Annotated in this window: 14 protein-coding genes and 1 pseudogene; 12 read left to right on the forward strand and 3 right to left on the reverse strand. The window is 70.6% G+C overall.

Features of this window, described 5'->3' with window-relative positions; translation table 11 throughout:
• Nucleotides 1-56: 56 nt before the first annotated feature.
• Nucleotides 57-1,269: pseudogene (locus tag ACFWP5_RS20585) on the forward strand (winged helix DNA-binding domain-containing protein).
• Nucleotides 1,270-1,934: 665 nt separating this feature from the next.
• Here the strand turns inward: ACFWP5_RS20585 and ACFWP5_RS20590 are convergent.
• The gene (locus ACFWP5_RS20590; RefSeq protein ID WP_384158183.1) at nt 1,935-2,249 is read right to left on the reverse strand and encodes a hypothetical protein; all 315 of its coding nucleotides are present in this window, start codon (nt 2,247-2,249) and stop codon (nt 1,935-1,937) included.
• 165 nt (nt 2,250-2,414) lie between these two features.
• On the opposite strand from ACFWP5_RS20590, the gene ACFWP5_RS20595 reads away from it, so the two are divergent.
• The 3 genes from ACFWP5_RS20595 (at nt 2,415) to ACFWP5_RS20605 (ending at nt 4,740) form a co-directional block, all read left to right on the forward strand.
• Nucleotides 2,415-2,825: an arsenate reductase family protein gene (locus ACFWP5_RS20595; protein WP_384158185.1), complete on the forward strand. Its 411-nt coding sequence runs from the start codon at nt 2,415-2,417 to the stop codon at nt 2,823-2,825.
• Between the two features lie 41 nt (nt 2,826-2,866).
• Nucleotides 2,867-3,904, forward strand: a complete 1,038-nt coding sequence (locus ACFWP5_RS20600) for a proline iminopeptidase-family hydrolase (protein WP_384158188.1) — start codon at nt 2,867-2,869, stop codon at nt 3,902-3,904.
• A gap of 131 nt (nt 3,905-4,035) precedes the next feature.
• Nucleotides 4,036-4,740: a hypothetical protein gene (locus tag ACFWP5_RS20605; RefSeq protein WP_384158191.1), complete on the forward strand. Its 705-nt coding sequence runs from the start codon at nt 4,036-4,038 to the stop codon at nt 4,738-4,740.
• 3 nt (nt 4,741-4,743) lie between these two features.
• On the opposite strand, the gene ACFWP5_RS20610 is transcribed toward ACFWP5_RS20605, so the two are convergent.
• Entirely contained in the window at nt 4,744-5,664 is a 921-nt protein-coding gene (locus ACFWP5_RS20610; RefSeq protein WP_384158194.1) for an alpha/beta fold hydrolase, read from the reverse strand.
• Between the two features lie 466 nt (nt 5,665-6,130).
• On the opposite strand from ACFWP5_RS20610, the gene glnII reads away from it, so the two are divergent.
• The 6 genes from glnII (at nt 6,131) to ACFWP5_RS20640 (ending at nt 13,094) form a co-directional block, all read left to right on the forward strand.
• Complete coding sequence (glnII, locus tag ACFWP5_RS20615; protein WP_384158197.1) at nt 6,131-7,159, forward strand: glutamine synthetase; 1,029 nt, start codon at nt 6,131-6,133, stop codon at nt 7,157-7,159.
• Between the two features lie 388 nt (nt 7,160-7,547).
• Nucleotides 7,548-8,117, forward strand: coding sequence for a winged helix-turn-helix domain-containing protein (locus ACFWP5_RS20620; RefSeq protein WP_384158200.1), 570 nt, complete (start codon nt 7,548-7,550; stop codon nt 8,115-8,117).
• 108 nt (nt 8,118-8,225) lie between these two features.
• Entirely contained in the window at nt 8,226-9,230 is a 1,005-nt protein-coding gene (locus tag ACFWP5_RS20625) for an NAD-dependent epimerase/dehydratase family protein (RefSeq protein WP_384158203.1), read from the forward strand.
• 208 nt (nt 9,231-9,438) lie between these two features.
• Nucleotides 9,439-10,722, forward strand: coding sequence for a sensor histidine kinase (locus ACFWP5_RS20630; protein WP_384158206.1), 1,284 nt, complete (start codon nt 9,439-9,441; stop codon nt 10,720-10,722).
• A complete protein-coding gene (locus ACFWP5_RS20635; RefSeq protein ID WP_366434996.1) occupies nt 10,707-11,360 on the forward strand; it encodes a response regulator transcription factor in 654 nt (217 codons plus the stop codon). Before ACFWP5_RS20630 ends, ACFWP5_RS20635 begins: the two co-directional genes overlap by 16 nt.
• Before the next feature lie 183 nt (nt 11,361-11,543).
• A complete protein-coding gene (locus ACFWP5_RS20640) occupies nt 11,544-13,094 on the forward strand; it encodes a DUF1996 domain-containing protein (RefSeq protein WP_384158210.1) in 1,551 nt (516 codons plus the stop codon).
• A gap of 127 nt (nt 13,095-13,221) precedes the next feature.
• Here ACFWP5_RS20640 and ACFWP5_RS20645 read toward each other — a convergent pair whose 3' ends face one another.
• Entirely contained in the window at nt 13,222-13,623 is a 402-nt protein-coding gene (locus tag ACFWP5_RS20645) for a hypothetical protein (RefSeq protein ID WP_384158213.1), read from the reverse strand.
• Between the two features lie 142 nt (nt 13,624-13,765).
• Between ACFWP5_RS20645 and ACFWP5_RS20650 the strand changes: the two genes are divergently transcribed.
• Nucleotides 13,766-14,290, forward strand: coding sequence for a tetratricopeptide repeat protein (locus tag ACFWP5_RS20650; RefSeq protein WP_384158216.1), 525 nt, complete (start codon nt 13,766-13,768; stop codon nt 14,288-14,290).
• A 61-nt stretch (nt 14,291-14,351) separates the two neighbouring features.
• On the forward strand, nt 14,352-16,271 hold the full coding sequence (locus tag ACFWP5_RS20655) for a hypothetical protein (RefSeq protein WP_384158219.1): 1,920 nt from the start codon (nt 14,352-14,354) through the stop codon (nt 16,269-16,271).
• The last annotated feature ends 123 nt before the right edge of the window (nt 16,272-16,394 follow it).

A 16,394-nucleotide genomic window follows, 5' to 3' on the forward strand; every position in this document is an offset into this window, starting at 1 on the left:
CCCACCCACCCGTTTACTGTCGGTCGAGAAGTGGACGTCTTCGAGGCGAGGTCCGGATGAGTCGCACCCCCCGTCACATCACCACCCCCGAGCGGCGTGCCCGCCTCGCCCTCCGTCACCGCCTCGCCGCGGGCACCCGTGCCGCGGCCCCCGAGGCCGTCGCCGACTCCCTCGTCGCCCTGCACGGCACGGACCCCTCGGCGGTGTACCTGGCCGTCGGCGCCCGCCTAGCCGACCCCTCCACCACCGTCCCGGAGACCGCCCGCGCCCTGTACGAGGACCGCACCCTGCTCCGTATGCACGGCATGCGGCACACGGTGTTCGTGTTCCCCGCCGAACTGACCGCCGTCGTGCACGCCTCGACGGGACTCGCCGTCGCCGCCCGCGAACGGGCCTCCCTGCTCAAGGACATGGCGAAGGCGGGGGCGCCGGACGCGGCCTGGCTGAAGGAGGTCGAGGGCGCTCTGCTGGCCGCGCTGGCACTTCGCGGACAGGCGACGGCGGCCGAACTCGCCGTGGACGAACCGAGGTTGAGGGAACAGTTCGTGTACGCGGCCGGGAAGAACTATGAGGGCGTGCACACCGTCTCGACCCGGTTGCTGAGGGTTCTGGGCGTGGAGGGAAAGGTGGTGCGGGGGCGGCCGTTGGGTTCGTGGACGTCGAACCAGTTCCGCTGGGCGGTGGCCCCGGAACACCCCGAGTTGGACGTCCCCGAGGCGCAGGCCGCACTCCTCGGCCGCTGGCTCGCGGCGTGCGGCCCCGCCACCGAGGCCGACCTGAAGTGGTGGACGGGGTGGCGGGTGACGGACGTCCGCCGGGCACTGGCGACGATCGGCGCGGAGCCGGTGTCCCTGGACGAGGGGGCGGGTTATGTCGCCGCGGGCGACCTCGCCCCACTGGCCGGGCCCGCGGAGCCGTGGGCCGCCCTGTTGCCGGGGCTCGATCCGACGGCGATGGGGTGGCAGCAGCGGGACTGGTATCTGGCACCGGAGCTGCGCCCCGCGTTGTTCGACGGGAGCGGCAATGTGGGACCGACGGTGTGGTGGGACGGGCGGGTGGTGGGGGGTTGGGCCCAGCGGCCGGACGGCGAGATCGTGTGGCGGATCCTTGCCGGGGAGGGCGTGGGGGGGCCCGGGGGGGGGGGGGCGGGCCGCGCGGGGGGGTGAGCGGCGTAGGGGGGGGCCGGGGTCGGGGTGGGGGGGGGGGGTGGGAGCGACTCGGCTCACGCCGCGGTTCCGGACGCCGGTGGAGCGGGAGTTGTCGGCGTAGAGGGGCGCGCCAGGTCGGCGTAGGGGCGGGTGAGGTATCGGCACGGGGGCGGGCGTTCCGTCGGTGTGGGGGCGGGCGTTCCGTCGGCGCGGGGACGCGTGTTCCGTCGGCGCGGGGACGCGTGTTCCGTCGGCGTAGGGGCGCGCGTTCTGCCGGCGTAGCGGCGCGCTCTGTGAACCTGGGGCGAGCCTTTTGAGTGCCGGTCGGCATCTTCACCCAGCCCGTCCGGCGTTTGCGGCGCGCGTTCTGCCGGCGTCGGGACGGGCGTTCCGGGGGCCTTGGGTGAGCCTTTTGAGCACCGGTCGGCATCACCATCCAGCTCGTCCGGCGCTCGAGTCGGCGTGGGGACGCGCGTTCTGCCGGCGTAGCGGCGCGCTCTGTGAGCCTGGGGCGAGCCTTTTGAGTGCCGGTCGGCATCACCACCCAGCCCGGCCGGCTCTTGTCGGCGCAGGACCGCACACTCCACCACCCGGCCGGAGCCCTTCAAGCGCCGGTCGGCGTCATCACCCAGCCCGTCCGGCGTTTGAGGACGAGGCCGTTCAGGCCGAAGCGGGGGTCCGGGGGCGGCAGCCCCTGGTCACGCGCGCACCAACGCCGGGTGCCCGGAAAACATGCGCGCACCAACGCCGGGTGCCCAAAAGACACAGGGAACCCGGCGCCGCCGCTCAGCGCGAGTACCGCATCAGCGCTCGCACCATGTGACACGTCGTGTCCGACGGCGCGTGGACGCCGATCAGTTCGGCGGTGCTGCGGATCGTCTCGTTGCGGGCCTGGTTCGGGACGTACACGCCCGAGTCGAGCAGGGCGATGGCCAGCCGCATCGCCTTGAGGCGACGGTTGTGCGTGACGTACCAGTCCCGCGGGCGTCCGGGCGGCAGCGGGCGCTTCTCCACGGGCACGTAGGGCAGGTCGAGTTGGACGGAACGCTTCGCGGTGGACTGGGTCGGCATCGGCTTCGGCTTCAGTGCGGCAGCGGGCACGGACATCCTCCTGTCGCGGTCAGGGCGCCGTCCGGACCGCCCGGCGACACCCTCGAACACTGCTTCTATTCTACTGCCCGCCACTGACAATCGCCCCTGGCCACAAGGCCTTTAGGGGGTGCTGTGACACACGTGGAAGACGGGTTCTCACGTACCGTGAGTGGCATGGAGATCTGGATCAACCCGGCCTGTTCCAAGTGCCGTAGTGCCGTGAGTCTGCTCGACGCCGAAGGGGCCGAGTACACCGTCCGCCGCTATCTGGAGGACGTGCCGAGCGAGGGCGAGATCAGGGACGTACTGGAGCGGCTCGGGCTCGAACCGTGGGACATCACGCGCACGCAGGAAGCCGTGGCGAAGGAGTTGGGGCTCAAGTCGTGGGCGCGGGACGCGAGTTCGCGGGAGCGGTGGGTGACGGCGCTCGCCGCGCATCCGAAGCTGATCCAGCGGCCGATCATCACGGCGGAGGACGGTACGGCGGTGGTCGCCCGCAGTGACGAGGCCGTTCGGGATGCGCTCGCCCGCCGACCGGGCTCGGGGCCGGGATCGGGATCGAACTCGGGACCGGGCTCTCAGTAGGTCAAGTGGCCGATGCTCGTTCGTTTTCGCGTGATGGAGGGTTGCCTCGGCAGCACCACGCGTCGTACGAGAGCGGAGAGTTCACCACGATGATCAACCGTCGCAGCGTTCTGAAGACATCCGGCGCCCTGGCCGCCGGCGGCTTCGTGCCCGTCGTCGCTCCGGGCCGGGACGGCGCCGACGCCAGCGGTGCGTCCCAACTCCGGCCCGGTGAGCGGTACATCGACGTGCCCGGTGGCCGGGTCTGGGCGAACGTCGTCGGGCACGGGTCGCGTCCGGCGCTGCTGGTGCTGCACGGCGGGCCGGGGGCGGGGCACGACTACCTGGAGTCCCTGGGTGACCTCGCCGCCGACCGGCCGGTCGTGTTCTACGACCAACTGGGGTGCGGGCGTTCGGAGAAGCCCGACAACCCCGCCCTCTGGGTGGTCGACCGGTTCGTCGCCGAGGTGGAGGCGGTCAGGCGGGCACTCGGCCTGCGTCGCTTCCACCTGTACGGGCACTCCTGGGGCGGCTGGCTCGCCATCGAGTACCTGTTGCGTCAGCCGCGCGAGGTGAGCGCGGTCGTGCTGGCCAGTACGTCCGCGAGCGCGCCCCAATTCGTCGCCGGTACCCGGCAGTTGCGCACGCGGCTGCCGGCCGACGTACAGCGCGTGCTGGACGAGTACGAGGCCGAGGGCGACTACACGGCACCCGAGTATCTCGACGCGGTGAACGTCTTCTACGCGCACTTCTTCTGCCGTCTCGACCCGTACCCCGAGGCCCTGTTGCGCAGTGCCGCGAACGTCGACGGCAACCAGGTGTACGCCACGATGAACGGGCCGAACGAGTTCGTGATGACCGGCAACCTCGCTTCCTGGGACCGGACTTCGAAGCTGCGCCGGATCAGGAAGCCCGTCCTGCTGACGCGCGGGCGCTACGACGAGTTCGCCGTGGACTCCACGGACACGCTGGAGCAGGGGCTCCCCTTCACCGAGCGGGTCGAGTTCCCGCACAGCGCGCACATGGCGATGTGGGAGGACCGGGAGGCGTACATGCGCACGCTCTCGTCGTTCCTGTCCGACTGGGACCGAATCCACTGATCCCCCCTCCCCCGCGACCCCCAACCACCTTGTGACGCACGTCACTTATGTGACTCCTGTGTCCGCTGAGTTACATCGTTCGGTATCCCGTACATAGCGGCGTACGCTCCCCTACCCCACAGGAGACGCGCATGTCGCGCAGGAGAACTGCCAGTACGAAGAAGAAGCTGGCGCTGCTGGTCACCGCCGCGGCGGTCGCGGGAGGCGGGGCCTTCGCCCTGGCCACCACATCGAACGCGTCGCAGTCGACGGCACAGAACGCCAAGACGCTGTCCGCCGCGAACTCGACGGTCTGCCAGGGGCTCGCCACCGCGCTCGGCAACAACCAGAAGTTCATCGACGGCCAACGCGCCGCGCCCGACGCCCAGTCGAGCGCGCGGATCGCCAACCGCGAGGCGGTCATCGCGCAGATCAAGGTGCAGCAGAAGGCGTCCGGTTGTGCGGTTGGGGAGTCGGCTCAGGACTCCCAGGCCGCGCCGCCGGCGCAGTCGACGCCCGCGGGTTCCACCGCCACCTCGACCGCCACCTCGACCGTGACCGCGGCCCCTCCGGCGGCGGGCAACACCGGTGGCGGAGCCGCTGCCGCGGGCAGCCAGGTGTGCAACGGCTCGACCGTCACGCTCTCCGGCGAGGCCGGTGCGCCCGCCGCGTCCAGCAACCAGTTCCCGGCCGGTACGACGCTGAAGGTCACCAACCTGGACAACAACAAGTCCACGACGGTGAAGGTGACTTCGGTCTCCGGCAGCTGTGTCCTGCTGAACAACGCGGCCTTCGAACAGGTCCGTGAGCCCGGCAAGTTCCTCATCCGCCGCGCTCTGATCCAGAAGGTGGGGTGACGCTCAAGACCCGAGAAAACCGGTGAGGTGACGGCCCAGTCGCTCCGGCGCGGCATGCGGCAGCGCGTGATGAGAGACGTCCGGGAGGATGTCCGTCTCGACGTGCGGCAGCAGACCGCCCGCCCGGGCCGCCACCAGGTGCGTGATGGGGGTCCCCCCGGTCGAGCGAAGCCGAGACTGGGGGAGGGTCCTGCTGCTTCCGGCCAGAAGCAGCAGGACCGACGCGTTCAACCCGCGCAGTGCGTCAGGCGCCGGGCGGGGACCGGTCACCGGTTTCACGGAAGGGAACCCCGCGCCCGCCTCCTGGAGGCGGAGCCAGTCGGGGTCCAGCGGCACTCCCCCGGTCTCCCACTCCAGGAACGCGCGGACCCGGCGCCCGGTGGGCCGTAGCAGCATCGGCAGCGCGTGCAGCAGGTACGCCGTCTCGAACCCGGCGAAGCACTGGGTCGGGTCGAGGAGGAACAGACGGCGTACGCGGGCGGGTGCGCGCAGTGCGTAGTGCAGCGCGATCCAGCCGCCGTACGAATGCCCGCCGAGGTCCACCGCCGCCGTCACGCCCAGGCCGTCGAGCAGCGCGTCCAGCCAGGCCGTCAGGTCGGCCACCGTGCGCGGGCGCCGGCCGGCGGCCGGGACGCTGCGGCCCGGGGCGCCGATCAGGTCGACGGCGTAGACGCGGTGCCGAGCGCGGGCGAGGTCGGCGGTCTGGGCGTACCAGGACGCCGAGGTCGCTCCCCCGCCGCCGGGCAGCAGCACGAGCGGGCGTCCGTCGGCGGGCCCGCACCCATTCACGTAGGTCTCCCCGAACGGCGTCGGGACGGTCACCGCCTCCCGCTCCACCGGCCACTTCGCCATGACCTTGTCGTACGCGGACTCGAAGCGGTCGACGTCGAAGCGGTCGATGTCGTACGTGCTGCGGATACCCATGCCCGCTCACCTCTCCCTCCCCCTCATTGTCCATGTGCCGTAGCCGTCGAACTCGGCCTGCACAGTGCCCGGTTCGCGAACCGGAACGGTCCGCACCCCACGGACGTGCGCGCCCCGATCGCCCTCATGGGGTTCGACCCGGCGGGGACCGGCGCAAGGTCGTGGGGTCCGGTCCGCGAGGCCGTCGCCGAGGGCCAACCCCATCGCATACGAGCCGTCCGGCCGCGACCGCCCCTCGCCCCTCTGCGCGTGCGAACAGCGGGTTCACAGCGGTCTCCCCGGCGTGCCGTGCGCGGGTCGCGTGAATCGCGACACAGCACCACCAGGTAACACGGGGTTCACACTCGGGCAATGATCGGGAAATCGCCTGTTGACAGGCTGCCGGGCATGAATCGCGGCGCCCCAGTGCCGCTGCGCCGCAGCACCCGCAAGTGCGACTGAAGACCCACCCCGAAGGATGTGGCCCGTGACCTTCAAGGCTGAGTACATCTGGATCGACGGCACCCAGCCGACGGCCAAGCTCCGTTCCAAGACGAAGATTCTGGCCGACGACGCCAAGGGTGCGGAGCTCCCGATCTGGGGCTTCGACGGGTCGTCCACGAACCAGGCCGAGGGGCACTCCTCGGACCGCGTGCTCAAGCCGGTCGCCAGCTTCCCGGACCCGATCCGCGGCGGCGACGACATCCTCGTCATGTGCGAGGTCCTTGAGATCGACATGACGCCGCACGAGTCCAACACGCGTGCCGCGCTCGCCGAGGTCGCCGAGAAGTACGGCTCGCAGGAGCCGATCTTCGGCATCGAGCAGGAGTACACCTTCTTCGACGGCGCCCGTCCGCTCGGCTTCCCCGAGGGCGGCTTCCCGGCGCCCCAGGGCGGCTACTACTGCGGTGTCGGCGCCGACGAGATCTTCGGCCGCGAGATCGTCGAGGCCCACCTGGAGAACTGCCTGAAGGCCGGTCTCGCGATCTCCGGCATCAACGCCGAGGTCATGCCCGGCCAGTGGGAGTTCCAGGTCGGCCCGGTCTCCCCGCTGGAGGTCTCCGACCACCTGTGGATCGCCCGCTGGCTGCTCTACCGCACCGCCGAGGACTTCGGCATCTCCGCGACCCTCGACCCCAAGCCGGTCAAGGGCGACTGGAACGGCGCGGGCGCGCACACCAACTTCTCCACGAAGGCGATGCGCGAGGGCTACGACGCGATCATCACCGCGTGCGAGTCCCTCGGCGAGGGCTCCAAGCCCCTCGACCACGTCAAGTACTACGGCGCCGGCATCGACGACCGCCTGACGGGCCTGCACGAGACCGCCCCGTGGAACGAGTACTCCTACGGCGTCTCCAACCGCGGTGCCTCGGTCCGTATCCCGTGGCAGGTCGAGAAGGACGGCAAGGGCTACATCGAGGACCGTCGCCCGAACGCCAACGTCGACCCGTACCTGGTGACCCGCCTGATCGTCGACACCTGCTGCGCCGCCCTGGAGAAGGCCGGCCAGGTCTGATCCACCCCGCACTCGCGAAGACCTTGCGAAGGGGCGCCCACCGTCGTGGTGGGCGCCCCTTCGCGTTGGCGACTGGATAGACCGCTGACGGGCCGGGGCTCGGCGTCGACTTCGCGCCAAGGAAGCGTCCAAGCTGTGAGAGGAGGGTCCTGTCACGGGCCTGTGTCTGCTTCAATGGGCTCATGGCCAGCTATCAGAAGTGCAGCGCGACGGGTCGCCATGACCTCGAGCCCTTCTGGCCTTCCCGTCAGCACCATGACTTCGACCGGGTGTGTTGTCGCGCGATGAACGCGCCGGCCCTCTAAAGCCGTACCACCCTCGGCCTCCGGCCTGCGCGACTCGACGTACGTCCCTCGACGAACCTCTCGCGCGAAAGAGCTGACCTCTCATGGCGATCATCCGTTCTCTCCCCTCCGCCACGCTCGACACCCCCGTCCCGAGCACTCCGAACGCTCCACGGCATCATCTGCGCGCCGTGGACCGGGACGAGGTGATCGACGTGGCGGAGTTCCTGCCTCCGGGCGCCACCTGGCTGCCGGCGCCCCCGCACACGCTGCCCACGCTGCCGGGGCAGCCGCCGATGGTCGGGTACCTCGTCCTCATCCCGGCCGACAGCCCGCACCTCACCCGGACCAACCCGGTCACACCCCTCCCCACCGAGGCCGAGCCCCTCGTCCGCATCGACACCGTGCAGCGCACCGCCCAGCTGAACGGCGCGGAACTCGACCTGACGTACCTGGAGTTCGAGCTGCTCGCCCATCTCGTCGCGCACCCCAACCGGGTGCACACCCGCGACCAGCTCGTCACCACGGTGTGGGGGTACGGGCACGTGGGCGACGGCCGTACCGTCGACGTCCACATCGCCCGGCTGCGCCGCAAGCTGGGCGTCGAGCACCGCAAGGCGATCCAGACGGTGCGCCGGGTCGGGTACAAGTACACGCCGCCGACAGCGCGTTGATCATCAGCCGGCCGGTGGGCAGTTGACGGCTGGTCGACGGCTGGTTGATCGTCTGCTTTCGGCAGATTCGTGTTCCGTTCCCTGGACCCCGCGGGCAGAGTCGCCGGTATGAGACTTCTGGTGCTGGGCGGTACGGAGTTCGCGGGGCGGGCCGTCGTGGAGGCGGCCCTCCGCCGGGGCTGGGAGGTGACCGTCCTCAACCGGGGCCGGCACGAACCCCCGGCCGGCGTACGGGCGTTGCGAGGTGACCGCACCGCGCCCGGCGGACTCGCCGCGCTGGCCGAGGGCGAGTGGGACGCCGTGATCGACACCTGGTCGGCGGCGCCGCGCGCCGTGCACGACGCTGCGCGGCTGCTGGCCGACCGGGTGGGCCGGTACGTGTACGTGTCGAGTTGCTCGGTGTACGCGTGGGCGCCGCCCGCCGGGTACGCCGAGGACGCGCCGCTCGTCGAGGGTGCCTCGCCCGACGCCGACAAGACCGACTACGCGCGCGACAAGCGGGGCGGGGAGCTTGCCGCGCTCGGTGCGTTCGGAGCGGAGCGGTCGGTGTTCGCCCGGGCCGGGTTGATCCTCGGGCCGTACGAGAACATCGGGCGGTTGCCGTGGTGGCTGGGGCGTGTCGCCCGGGGCGGGCCGGTGTTGGCGCCTGGGCCGCGGGATCTGGCGCTTCAGTACGTCGATGTGCGGGATCTTGCGGAGTGGTTGCTCGGGGCGGTGGAGCGGGGGCTCAGTGGGCCGTACAACCTGATGTCTCCGCAGGGGCACGCGACGATGGGGTCGTTGCTGGACGCGTGTGTGCGGGTTGCCGGCGGGGCGGAGGTCGAGCTGCGGTGGACCTCGCCCGAGGTCGTGCTCGGGGCCGGGATCGAGCCTTGGACTCAGTTGCCGGTGTGGGTGCCGCCGGGGAGTGAGGGGTACGACGCGTTGCACAGTGCGGATGTGTCTCGGGCGGTGGCTACTGGGTTGAGGTGTCGTCCCGTGGCGGAGACGGTGGGCGATACGTGGCGTTGGTTGCAGGGCGTTGGTGGGGTTGCGCCGCGGCGGGCTGATCGGCCGGGGGTGGGGCTTGACCCTGTTGTGGAGGCGAAGGTGCTGGACGCTCCGCTGGGCTAGCGAGTCGTTTGTCTGCAGGCCGGTGGGGGCTGGTCGGTGGGGGCTGGTCGGTGGGGGCTGGTCGCGCCTACACGGCGGAGCCGCATATCGATACAGCCCCGCGCCCCTAAAAGCAAAAGCCCTTCAGTTGGCCGGTGGCGTTAGCACCACCCCCGTCATGGGGGCCGGGACCCGTGCCTCTGTCTCCCCGTTCAGTGAGACTGGCCGTATGGATACGAAACACGAGGGTGACCCGGACGTCGGTCAGCGGGCCCGGGCCGCTCTGGTCGCCGGGGTGCGGGCGCTTGTTCTCGCTCTTGTCTCCCTGGGCGGTTCGCTCACCCTCTTCGTCCTCACCGTCGTGTCCCTCGTGCTCATTCCGCTCGGCGTCGGTCTGATCACCACCCCCTGGGTCCTGGCCGGGGTGCGGGCGCACGCGGATCGGCGGCGGCTGTTCGCCGGGGAGTGGTGCGGGATCCGGATTCCGCCGGCTTATCGGCCGGTGCCGGCCGGAGCCAAGCCCTGGACGCGTGCCCTCCGTATGCTCGGCGACCCCGCCACCTGGCGTGATCTCCGCTGGCTGCCCGTCGACATGATCGCCGGGTTCGTCACCGCGGTGGTGCCTGCCGCCCTGGTGTTCTATCCGCTGGAGGGCTTCGCGTTGGCGTTCGGGTTGTGGCGGGTGTTCACGGACGGGACGTATGTCGGATGGTGGTACGGGTTCGTGCCGGTGGGTGGGCAGGGCAGTGCGCTGCTCGCGGGTGTGCTGGGCGTCGCGATCCTCTTCGCTTCCTTCTTCCTCACCCCGCCACTCCTGCGCGTTCACTTTCTGCTGACTCGTTCCGTGCTCGCCCCGGGACAGGGCCAACTCGCCGAGCGCGTAAGGGTGTTGACCGAGACCCGGCGGGACGCGGTGGACGGTTCGGCCGCTGAGCTACGGCGGATCGAGCGGGACCTGCACGACGGGGCACAGGCCCGGCTGGTGGCCATGGGGATGGATCTCGGCACGATCGAGGCGCTGTTGGAGAAGAACCCGGCCAAGGCCAGGGAACTGCTCGCCCGGGCACGGCAGTCGTCCGTCGAGGCGCTGGGCGAGTTGCGTGATCTGGTACGCGGTATCCATCCGCCGGTGCTCGCGGAGCGTGGACTCGGGGATGCCGTAAGGGCGTTGGCGTTGCGGATGCCGGTGACTACGGAGGTGAGCGCGGAGCTCGGGGGTGGGCGGGCGGAGGCGCCGGTCGAGTCGGCCGCGTACTTCGCCGTCAGCGAGGTGCTCACCAACGCCGTCAAGCACTCCGGTGCCGACCGGATCTGGGTCGATATGCGTCATGTGGAGGGGGCGTTGCGGATCTCCGTCACCGACAACGGCCGGGGTGGCGCCGTGGTCGGGGCCGGGTCGGGACTGTCCGGGGTCGAGCGGCGGCTGGGTACATTCGACGGCGTCCTGGCCGTCAGCAGTCCCGCGGGCGGTCCCACCATGGTGACCATGGAGATTCCGTGCGCGTTGTCCTAGCCGAAGACCTGTTCCTGCTGCGGGACGGGCTGGTCAGGCTGTTGGAGGCCTACGACTTCGAGATCGTCGCGGCGGTGGAGAGCGGGCCCGAACTCACCAAGGCGCTGGCCGAGTTGGCGCCCGACGTGGCCGTGGTCGACGTACGGCTGCCGCCCACGCACACCGACGAGGGGCTGCAGTGCGCGTTGCGGGCGCGCCGGGAGCGGCCGGGGCTGCCGGTGCTCGTGCTGTCGCAGCACGTGGAGCAGTTGTACGCGCGGGAGCTGCTCGCCGACGGGACCGGTGGGGTGGGCTATCTGCTGAAGGACCGGGTGTTCGACGCGGAGCAGTTCGTGGATGCCGTGCGAAGGGTGGCGGGGGGTGGGACGGTGATGGATCCGCAGGTCATTCAGCAGTTGCTGGCGCGGCGGGCTGCCGACGACCGGCCGCTGGGGCGGTTGACTCCGCGGGAGGTCGAGGTGCTCGAACTGATGGCGCAGGGGCGGTCGAACGCGGCGATCGCGGGGCAACTCGTCGTCACGGAACGGGCGATCGGGAAGCACACGTCCAATATTTTCGCCAAACTGGGACTGGAAGTCTCGGACGACGACAATCGCCGCGTGCTGGCGGTATTGGCCTATTTGGACCAGGGACGCTGAGCACTAGCTGTGAGTCGATCACAACTGCCGGTGTTTAAAGGGCAGTTGGGAGGGGACTTACCCAAGAATCTCTCATCAGTTTCTGAGACGGCTGAACACTCCTGGGACCCCCTGCGTATCAAAGGGCGCCGCTTCACTCCTGTCGGGCGCCTCGCTGCCCCGCAAGGAAGTCAGAGGAGTTCCATGGGACGCAATGATCGTAAACGCCGTACGCCGCTGGCCACCAAGGCCATTGCCGCATCGGCTGCCCTAGCGCTCGGTGGGGGCGGGCTGCTCTGGGCACAGATGAACGCTTCGGCGCACGAGTCCAACTCGTCGGGGCAGAACCAGACCAAGGCCGCGGCCGCCGCGGCGCAAGTCGCGACGATCGCCTGCCCGGACGTCGGCCAGCAGCTGACGAGCGTGCCTCAGAAGGCTCGTCAGGGTGTCGCCACCGAGCTGGCGAACCTCGACAAGCAGATCACCGAGGCCTACGCCCGGCTCGCTTCGACGCGTCAGGCCCAGGCGAATGACGCGAGCTTCGTGCAGAACGCGATCGTCGGCCCCCTCAAGGAGAAGCGGGCCGCGACGATCGACCGTATTCGCATCGACATCCAGCGAGTGGGCGGCACCGTCAACGCGACCGCGCTGAAGCAGCTCGCCGCCTGTACGACGCAGAACGCCACCAACACCACCACGGCAGGTCGCGGCGGCGGTCGGGGCAAGGGCGGCGGCAAGAACAACGGCGGCGGGCAGAACACCGCCGCGCCGAGCGCCAGTGCAAGTGCCAGCGCAAGTGCGGCGCCGCCCGCCAACAACGGTGGCCAGGCCGGCAACGGCCCGGTGGCGGCCGACTTCGTGGACATCACGAAGGTGGCGAACAATGTGCTGGCGAAGCCGCAGAACAGCGGCCAGGCTTCGACCGGTTCGTTCACCACCAAGTGCGGTGTCAACGCGAACAAGAACCACAACACCGACAACGTCATCGTGGCGCCCGGCGTGACCAACGGCGCGCACCACGAGCACGACTACGTCGGCAACCAGAAGGTCAACGCGTTCTCCACGAACGACTCGCTGCTGGCCGCCCCCTCCAGCTGCCAGAACCAGAGTGACCTCTCGGCGTACTACTGGCCGGTCGTCCGTGTGCAGGACGGCACGCAGGAGTTCGACGCGAACGCGGACGGCGGTGGCAAGGAAGGCAACGTCGGCAAGATCCTGACGCCGCAGTCGGCGCAGATCAAGTACGTCGGTTCGCCGGCCAGCAAGGTCGTCGCGATGCCGCAGTTCCTGCGCATCATCACCGGTGACGCCAAGACGCTCACCAACGGTCTGGCGAACGCCAACGCGCACTGGAGCTGCACCGGCTTCGAGGACAAGGTCCAGCTGACGGAGCAGTACCCGATCTGCCCGCAGGGCAGCAACGTGGTCCGCACCTTCGCGTTCCAGAGCTGCTGGGACGGCGTGAACGCCGACAGCGCCAACCACCGTACGCACGTGGCCTTCGCGGACCCGGCGAGCGGTGTCTGCGGGAACGGCTTCAAGGCCATCCCGCAGCTGACGATGAGCCTGGTCTACAAGATCACGCCCCCCACCCTCCAGGCGGACGGCACCGTGAAGAACGCCTACGCGGTGGACGGATTCCCGGAGCAGCTGCACAAGCCGTCGACCGACCACGACGACTTCATCAGCGTCACCAAGAACAACCTGGCGGCGACGATCGCCAACTGCGTCAACTCCGGCAAGAAGTGCCAGTGAGCGCAACTAGCCGGTAGGACCCGGTAGTACGAAGCGGGCGGTGGGTTTCTCCCACCGCCCGCTTTCGTGTGTGTCCCGGCCTAACCGGTGTCGGCCCTTTGAGGGGTGTGAACCGGGCACAGCCTTCTCAGCTGGTGTGCTTCGAGTGGTCGGTGCCGATCTCCTCGTTGCCACCGAGGGTGGTCTGCAGCTTCTTGACGATCTTGTCGGTGCCCACGGCGACCCATTTGCGGCCGACGAGGTAGAACCCGCCGTAGTCCTTCGCGCCGTTGATCCACTCGCGCTGACCGCGGTCGGTGGCGAAGGTCGCGAGGACGAACTTGCCGTAGCTCATCTTGCAGATGGCCTGGCGGAGTTCGTCGGCGTCGGTCTGGATGTCGGGTGTGCACTTCACCTTGGCGGCCAGACTCTCCAGGCTGCCGGTGGCCTCCGCAGGTACGGTCGCGGCCTTGGTGTCGGCACCGCAGCCCACCAGTGCCAGCGCCGCCGTGGCGCCGGCCACCGCGAGCATCGGTCGGGTCAACCTCATCTGTCGTTCCTCCGGTCGTCCGGTCAACAAAAGCATGCCGCGGCGAACCCCGGCGAGGGGCCGTCCTATCCGATACGGCCCGGGAGGGCCCCGCGCTCAAATCCATGGTCACCGGCTGCACACGCGTGCGAAGGTGGCGCCCATGGATCAAGACGTGGATCAAGACGTGGATCAGGACTGGGAAGACCGCGTGACCGCCGCCTGGGCGGCCTTCGACGACTATCCGGAGGAGAGGGCGGCCGACTTCCGTGCCGTGATCGACGCGCTCGTCGCCGAGCTCCCGGACGGCAGTCCGCCGGGGCCCTTCGAACAGGCCTGCGCCTGGGACTCCACCGGGCACTCGGACCGGGCCGCTCCGCTGTACCGGGAGGCGCTCGCGCGCGGGCTCGACGGGTACAAGGGGCGCCGGGCGAAGATCCAACTCGCCAGTTCGCTGCGGAACATCGGGCAGGCGGAGGAGGGCGTCAAACTGCTCACGCCCGAACTCGACGGCCCCTCCGACGAGTTGGACGACGCCGTCCGCGCGTGCCTCGCCCTGTGTCTGTCCAGCCTGGGCCGCGACCGCGAGGGCCTGTCCCTCGTGCTGGGCGCCCTCGCGCCCCATCTGCCGCGCTACCAGCGGTCGATGGCGAACTACGCGCGGGCGCTGGTCGAGCCGGCGGACTGACCGGAGCGCCGAGTCCCCGGGGCGGCGGTGACCAACCAACGATTCGCTCGTTTTGCTGAACGTGCAGTCACAGGATGTCGCCAAGCGCCCCGCAGCTTCACCCACCGACCCGGTCGTCGATGTCGAACAGGCCGAGGCCGCGCTCGTCGAGCACTATCCACGGCTCGTCCGGCTCGCCTATCTGGTGCTCCCCCCGAGCCTCGGTCGCAACCGGCGCGTCCTGACCGCGCACGCCCTCACCCAACGCGCCCTGCCCAGAGGCCGCGCGTCGGCGTCCGTGATCCCGGCCCAGTCGACCGGCCGCGACGGCGACCCGGGCTACGCCTTCGTCCGCCTCCAGGTCGTGCGTACGGCACTGGAGGCGGGCCTCCCGCTGTCGTTCCGGGCGTGGCCCAAGCGGTCCCAACTCCCGCCGCTGCTCCCCCAGGTGTGGGGCCTGCGGCTCTTCCCCCGCTCGGGCGGCGCCGATGAACTCGCCCTGGACCAGCGGCTGTCGGCCCTCTCGGGCCCGGCTCGCGCCGTGTACGTGCTGCGTGGCCTGGAGAAGCTGCCCGACGGCGACGTACGCAGGGTGCTCGCGGCGGCCGGCGTAGAGGAGGTGGACGCGGCGCTGCGGGAGGCCGACGAGACGCCCGCGCAGTACGAACTCCTCAGCTCCCCCGAGTTCGACCCCTGTTCGCTGCACGCACGGCCCACCGACCTGATGCGCCGCCGTCAGCACGGCAAGGCCGCGCTCGCCGCCGCGGCGGCCGTCGCCGTGTGCGGTGCGCTGCTCGCGCTGCCCGGCGGCGGCTGGGGCCCGGACGGCGCCGCCGCTCCCGCGTACGCGGAGAACCCGGCGGCCCAAGCCGCCCTGAACCCCGGCAAGTTGATCAGGATTGCGCCCACCGCGTGGGAGTCCTCCGCGCGCGAGGACTTCTCCGTCTGGCCCGCCCGCGGCGACCTCACCAAGGACACCGCCCTGCTGCGCCGCGCCCTCGCCGTCTGGGCCCGCCCCGGCGAGTCCGTCCAGGTCTCGGCGACCCCCGGCACCCCCTCCGGCGGCCCGGCAGGACCGCCCCAACTCCTCTACGCCGGCACGGTCGACAACGCGCGCGTGGTGATCCTCTACGACGGTCTGCGCATCGCCCGTTACGCCGAACCGAAGGACGGCACCAAGGGGGCCGCGCTGGACTTCGCGCGGGTCGACGGCGCGACCGGGGCCGAGGCGGACGCGGTGGTCCTGGACCGCGCCGACGGCAACGTCCGCTATCTGACGGCCCCTTGGGTGAAGCAGGCGGCCGAGCGCGACCTGCAGAAGCCGAACGCCGGCGCGCTGCCCATGACCCTCACCGACGGGATCACCTCGCCGCTGGCCAGCCCCGCGCAGCAGACCGGCGCGTGCACGTCGTGGAACGTACTCCAGCTCACCGACGACACCGGCACCCGCCTGATGAGCGACCTCGGCGAACTGGTCCCGGCGCACCTCACCGCCGGGCGCCCCGGCTCGGTCCATGAGGTGTCCGGCGCGGCGACCCAGCACGCCTGGGCGCCCTTCGCCTGCTCCCTCGGCGCCATGCGCTCGCTCGGCGTACGGTCCGTGAACGCCTGGCAGTACGCCGAGCAGCCGCTGCCCGACGCGAGCGGCGCGGCGGAGTGGGTGTGCACCCGGGCCGAGACCTGGCAGGGCGGCGGCGAGCGGGTGCTGGCGCAGTTCCGCACGCCGGGCGGGACGTACGGCGCGGTCGCCGCGAAGGCGCAGGACGTGCCGGCGTGCGGGGCGCGCGACCCGCACGTACTGGCCGGAGTGCTGTGGAAGTCGGCGGCGGGCCATTGGTACCTGTTGGCCGCGGGCAGCAAGGGCACGGAGACGATCAGCGCGACGGGCGGGGTCAACGGCTCGGCACGGGGCGGCCTCCTGGCCGTGAAGACCAAGCAGGGCGTTCAAGCCGAGCTGAAAGGCTCCCTGGACGACGGCAGGACGATCACGGGCCTGCGCTAAACGCCCCGCGGGAAGGCCTGTTGAGTGCCGGGCGAGGTCTCGCGCCTTAAAGGGGCGCGGGGAACTGCGCGACCAGCCACGACGGACCCGCACCCGAAGAACCTGGCCCTAGCTGACATTCGC

The sequence above is a fragment of the Streptomyces sp. NPDC058469 genome (assembly GCF_042721125.1).
In the GTDB taxonomy this organism is placed as follows: Bacteria; Actinomycetota; Actinomycetes; order Streptomycetales; family Streptomycetaceae; genus Streptomyces.

What these genes read in the sequence shown, in the direction of transcription:
- ACFWP5_RS20595 (WP_384158185.1), top strand. Translation starts at nt 2,415, where the DNA reads ATGGAGATCTGGATCAACCCGGCCTGTTCCAAGTGCCGTAGTGCCGTG.
- ACFWP5_RS20605 (WP_384158191.1), top strand. Translation starts at nt 4,036, where the DNA reads ATGTCGCGCAGGAGAACTGCCAGTACGAAGAAGAAGCTGGCGCTGCTG.
- ACFWP5_RS20610 (WP_384158194.1), bottom strand. Translation starts at nt 5,664, where the DNA reads ATGGGTATCCGCAGCACGTACGACATCGACCGCTTCGACGTCGACCGC.
- ACFWP5_RS20620 (WP_384158200.1), top strand. Translation starts at nt 7,548, where the DNA reads ATGGCGATCATCCGTTCTCTCCCCTCCGCCACGCTCGACACCCCCGTC.
- ACFWP5_RS20625 (WP_384158203.1), top strand. Translation starts at nt 8,226, where the DNA reads ATGAGACTTCTGGTGCTGGGCGGTACGGAGTTCGCGGGGCGGGCCGTC.
- ACFWP5_RS20630 (WP_384158206.1), top strand. Translation starts at nt 9,439, where the DNA reads ATGGATACGAAACACGAGGGTGACCCGGACGTCGGTCAGCGGGCCCGG.
- ACFWP5_RS20640 (WP_384158210.1), top strand. Translation starts at nt 11,544, where the DNA reads ATGGGACGCAATGATCGTAAACGCCGTACGCCGCTGGCCACCAAGGCC.
- ACFWP5_RS20645 (WP_384158213.1), bottom strand. Translation starts at nt 13,623, where the DNA reads ATGAGGTTGACCCGACCGATGCTCGCGGTGGCCGGCGCCACGGCGGCG.
- ACFWP5_RS20650 (WP_384158216.1), top strand. Translation starts at nt 13,766, where the DNA reads ATGGATCAAGACGTGGATCAAGACGTGGATCAGGACTGGGAAGACCGC.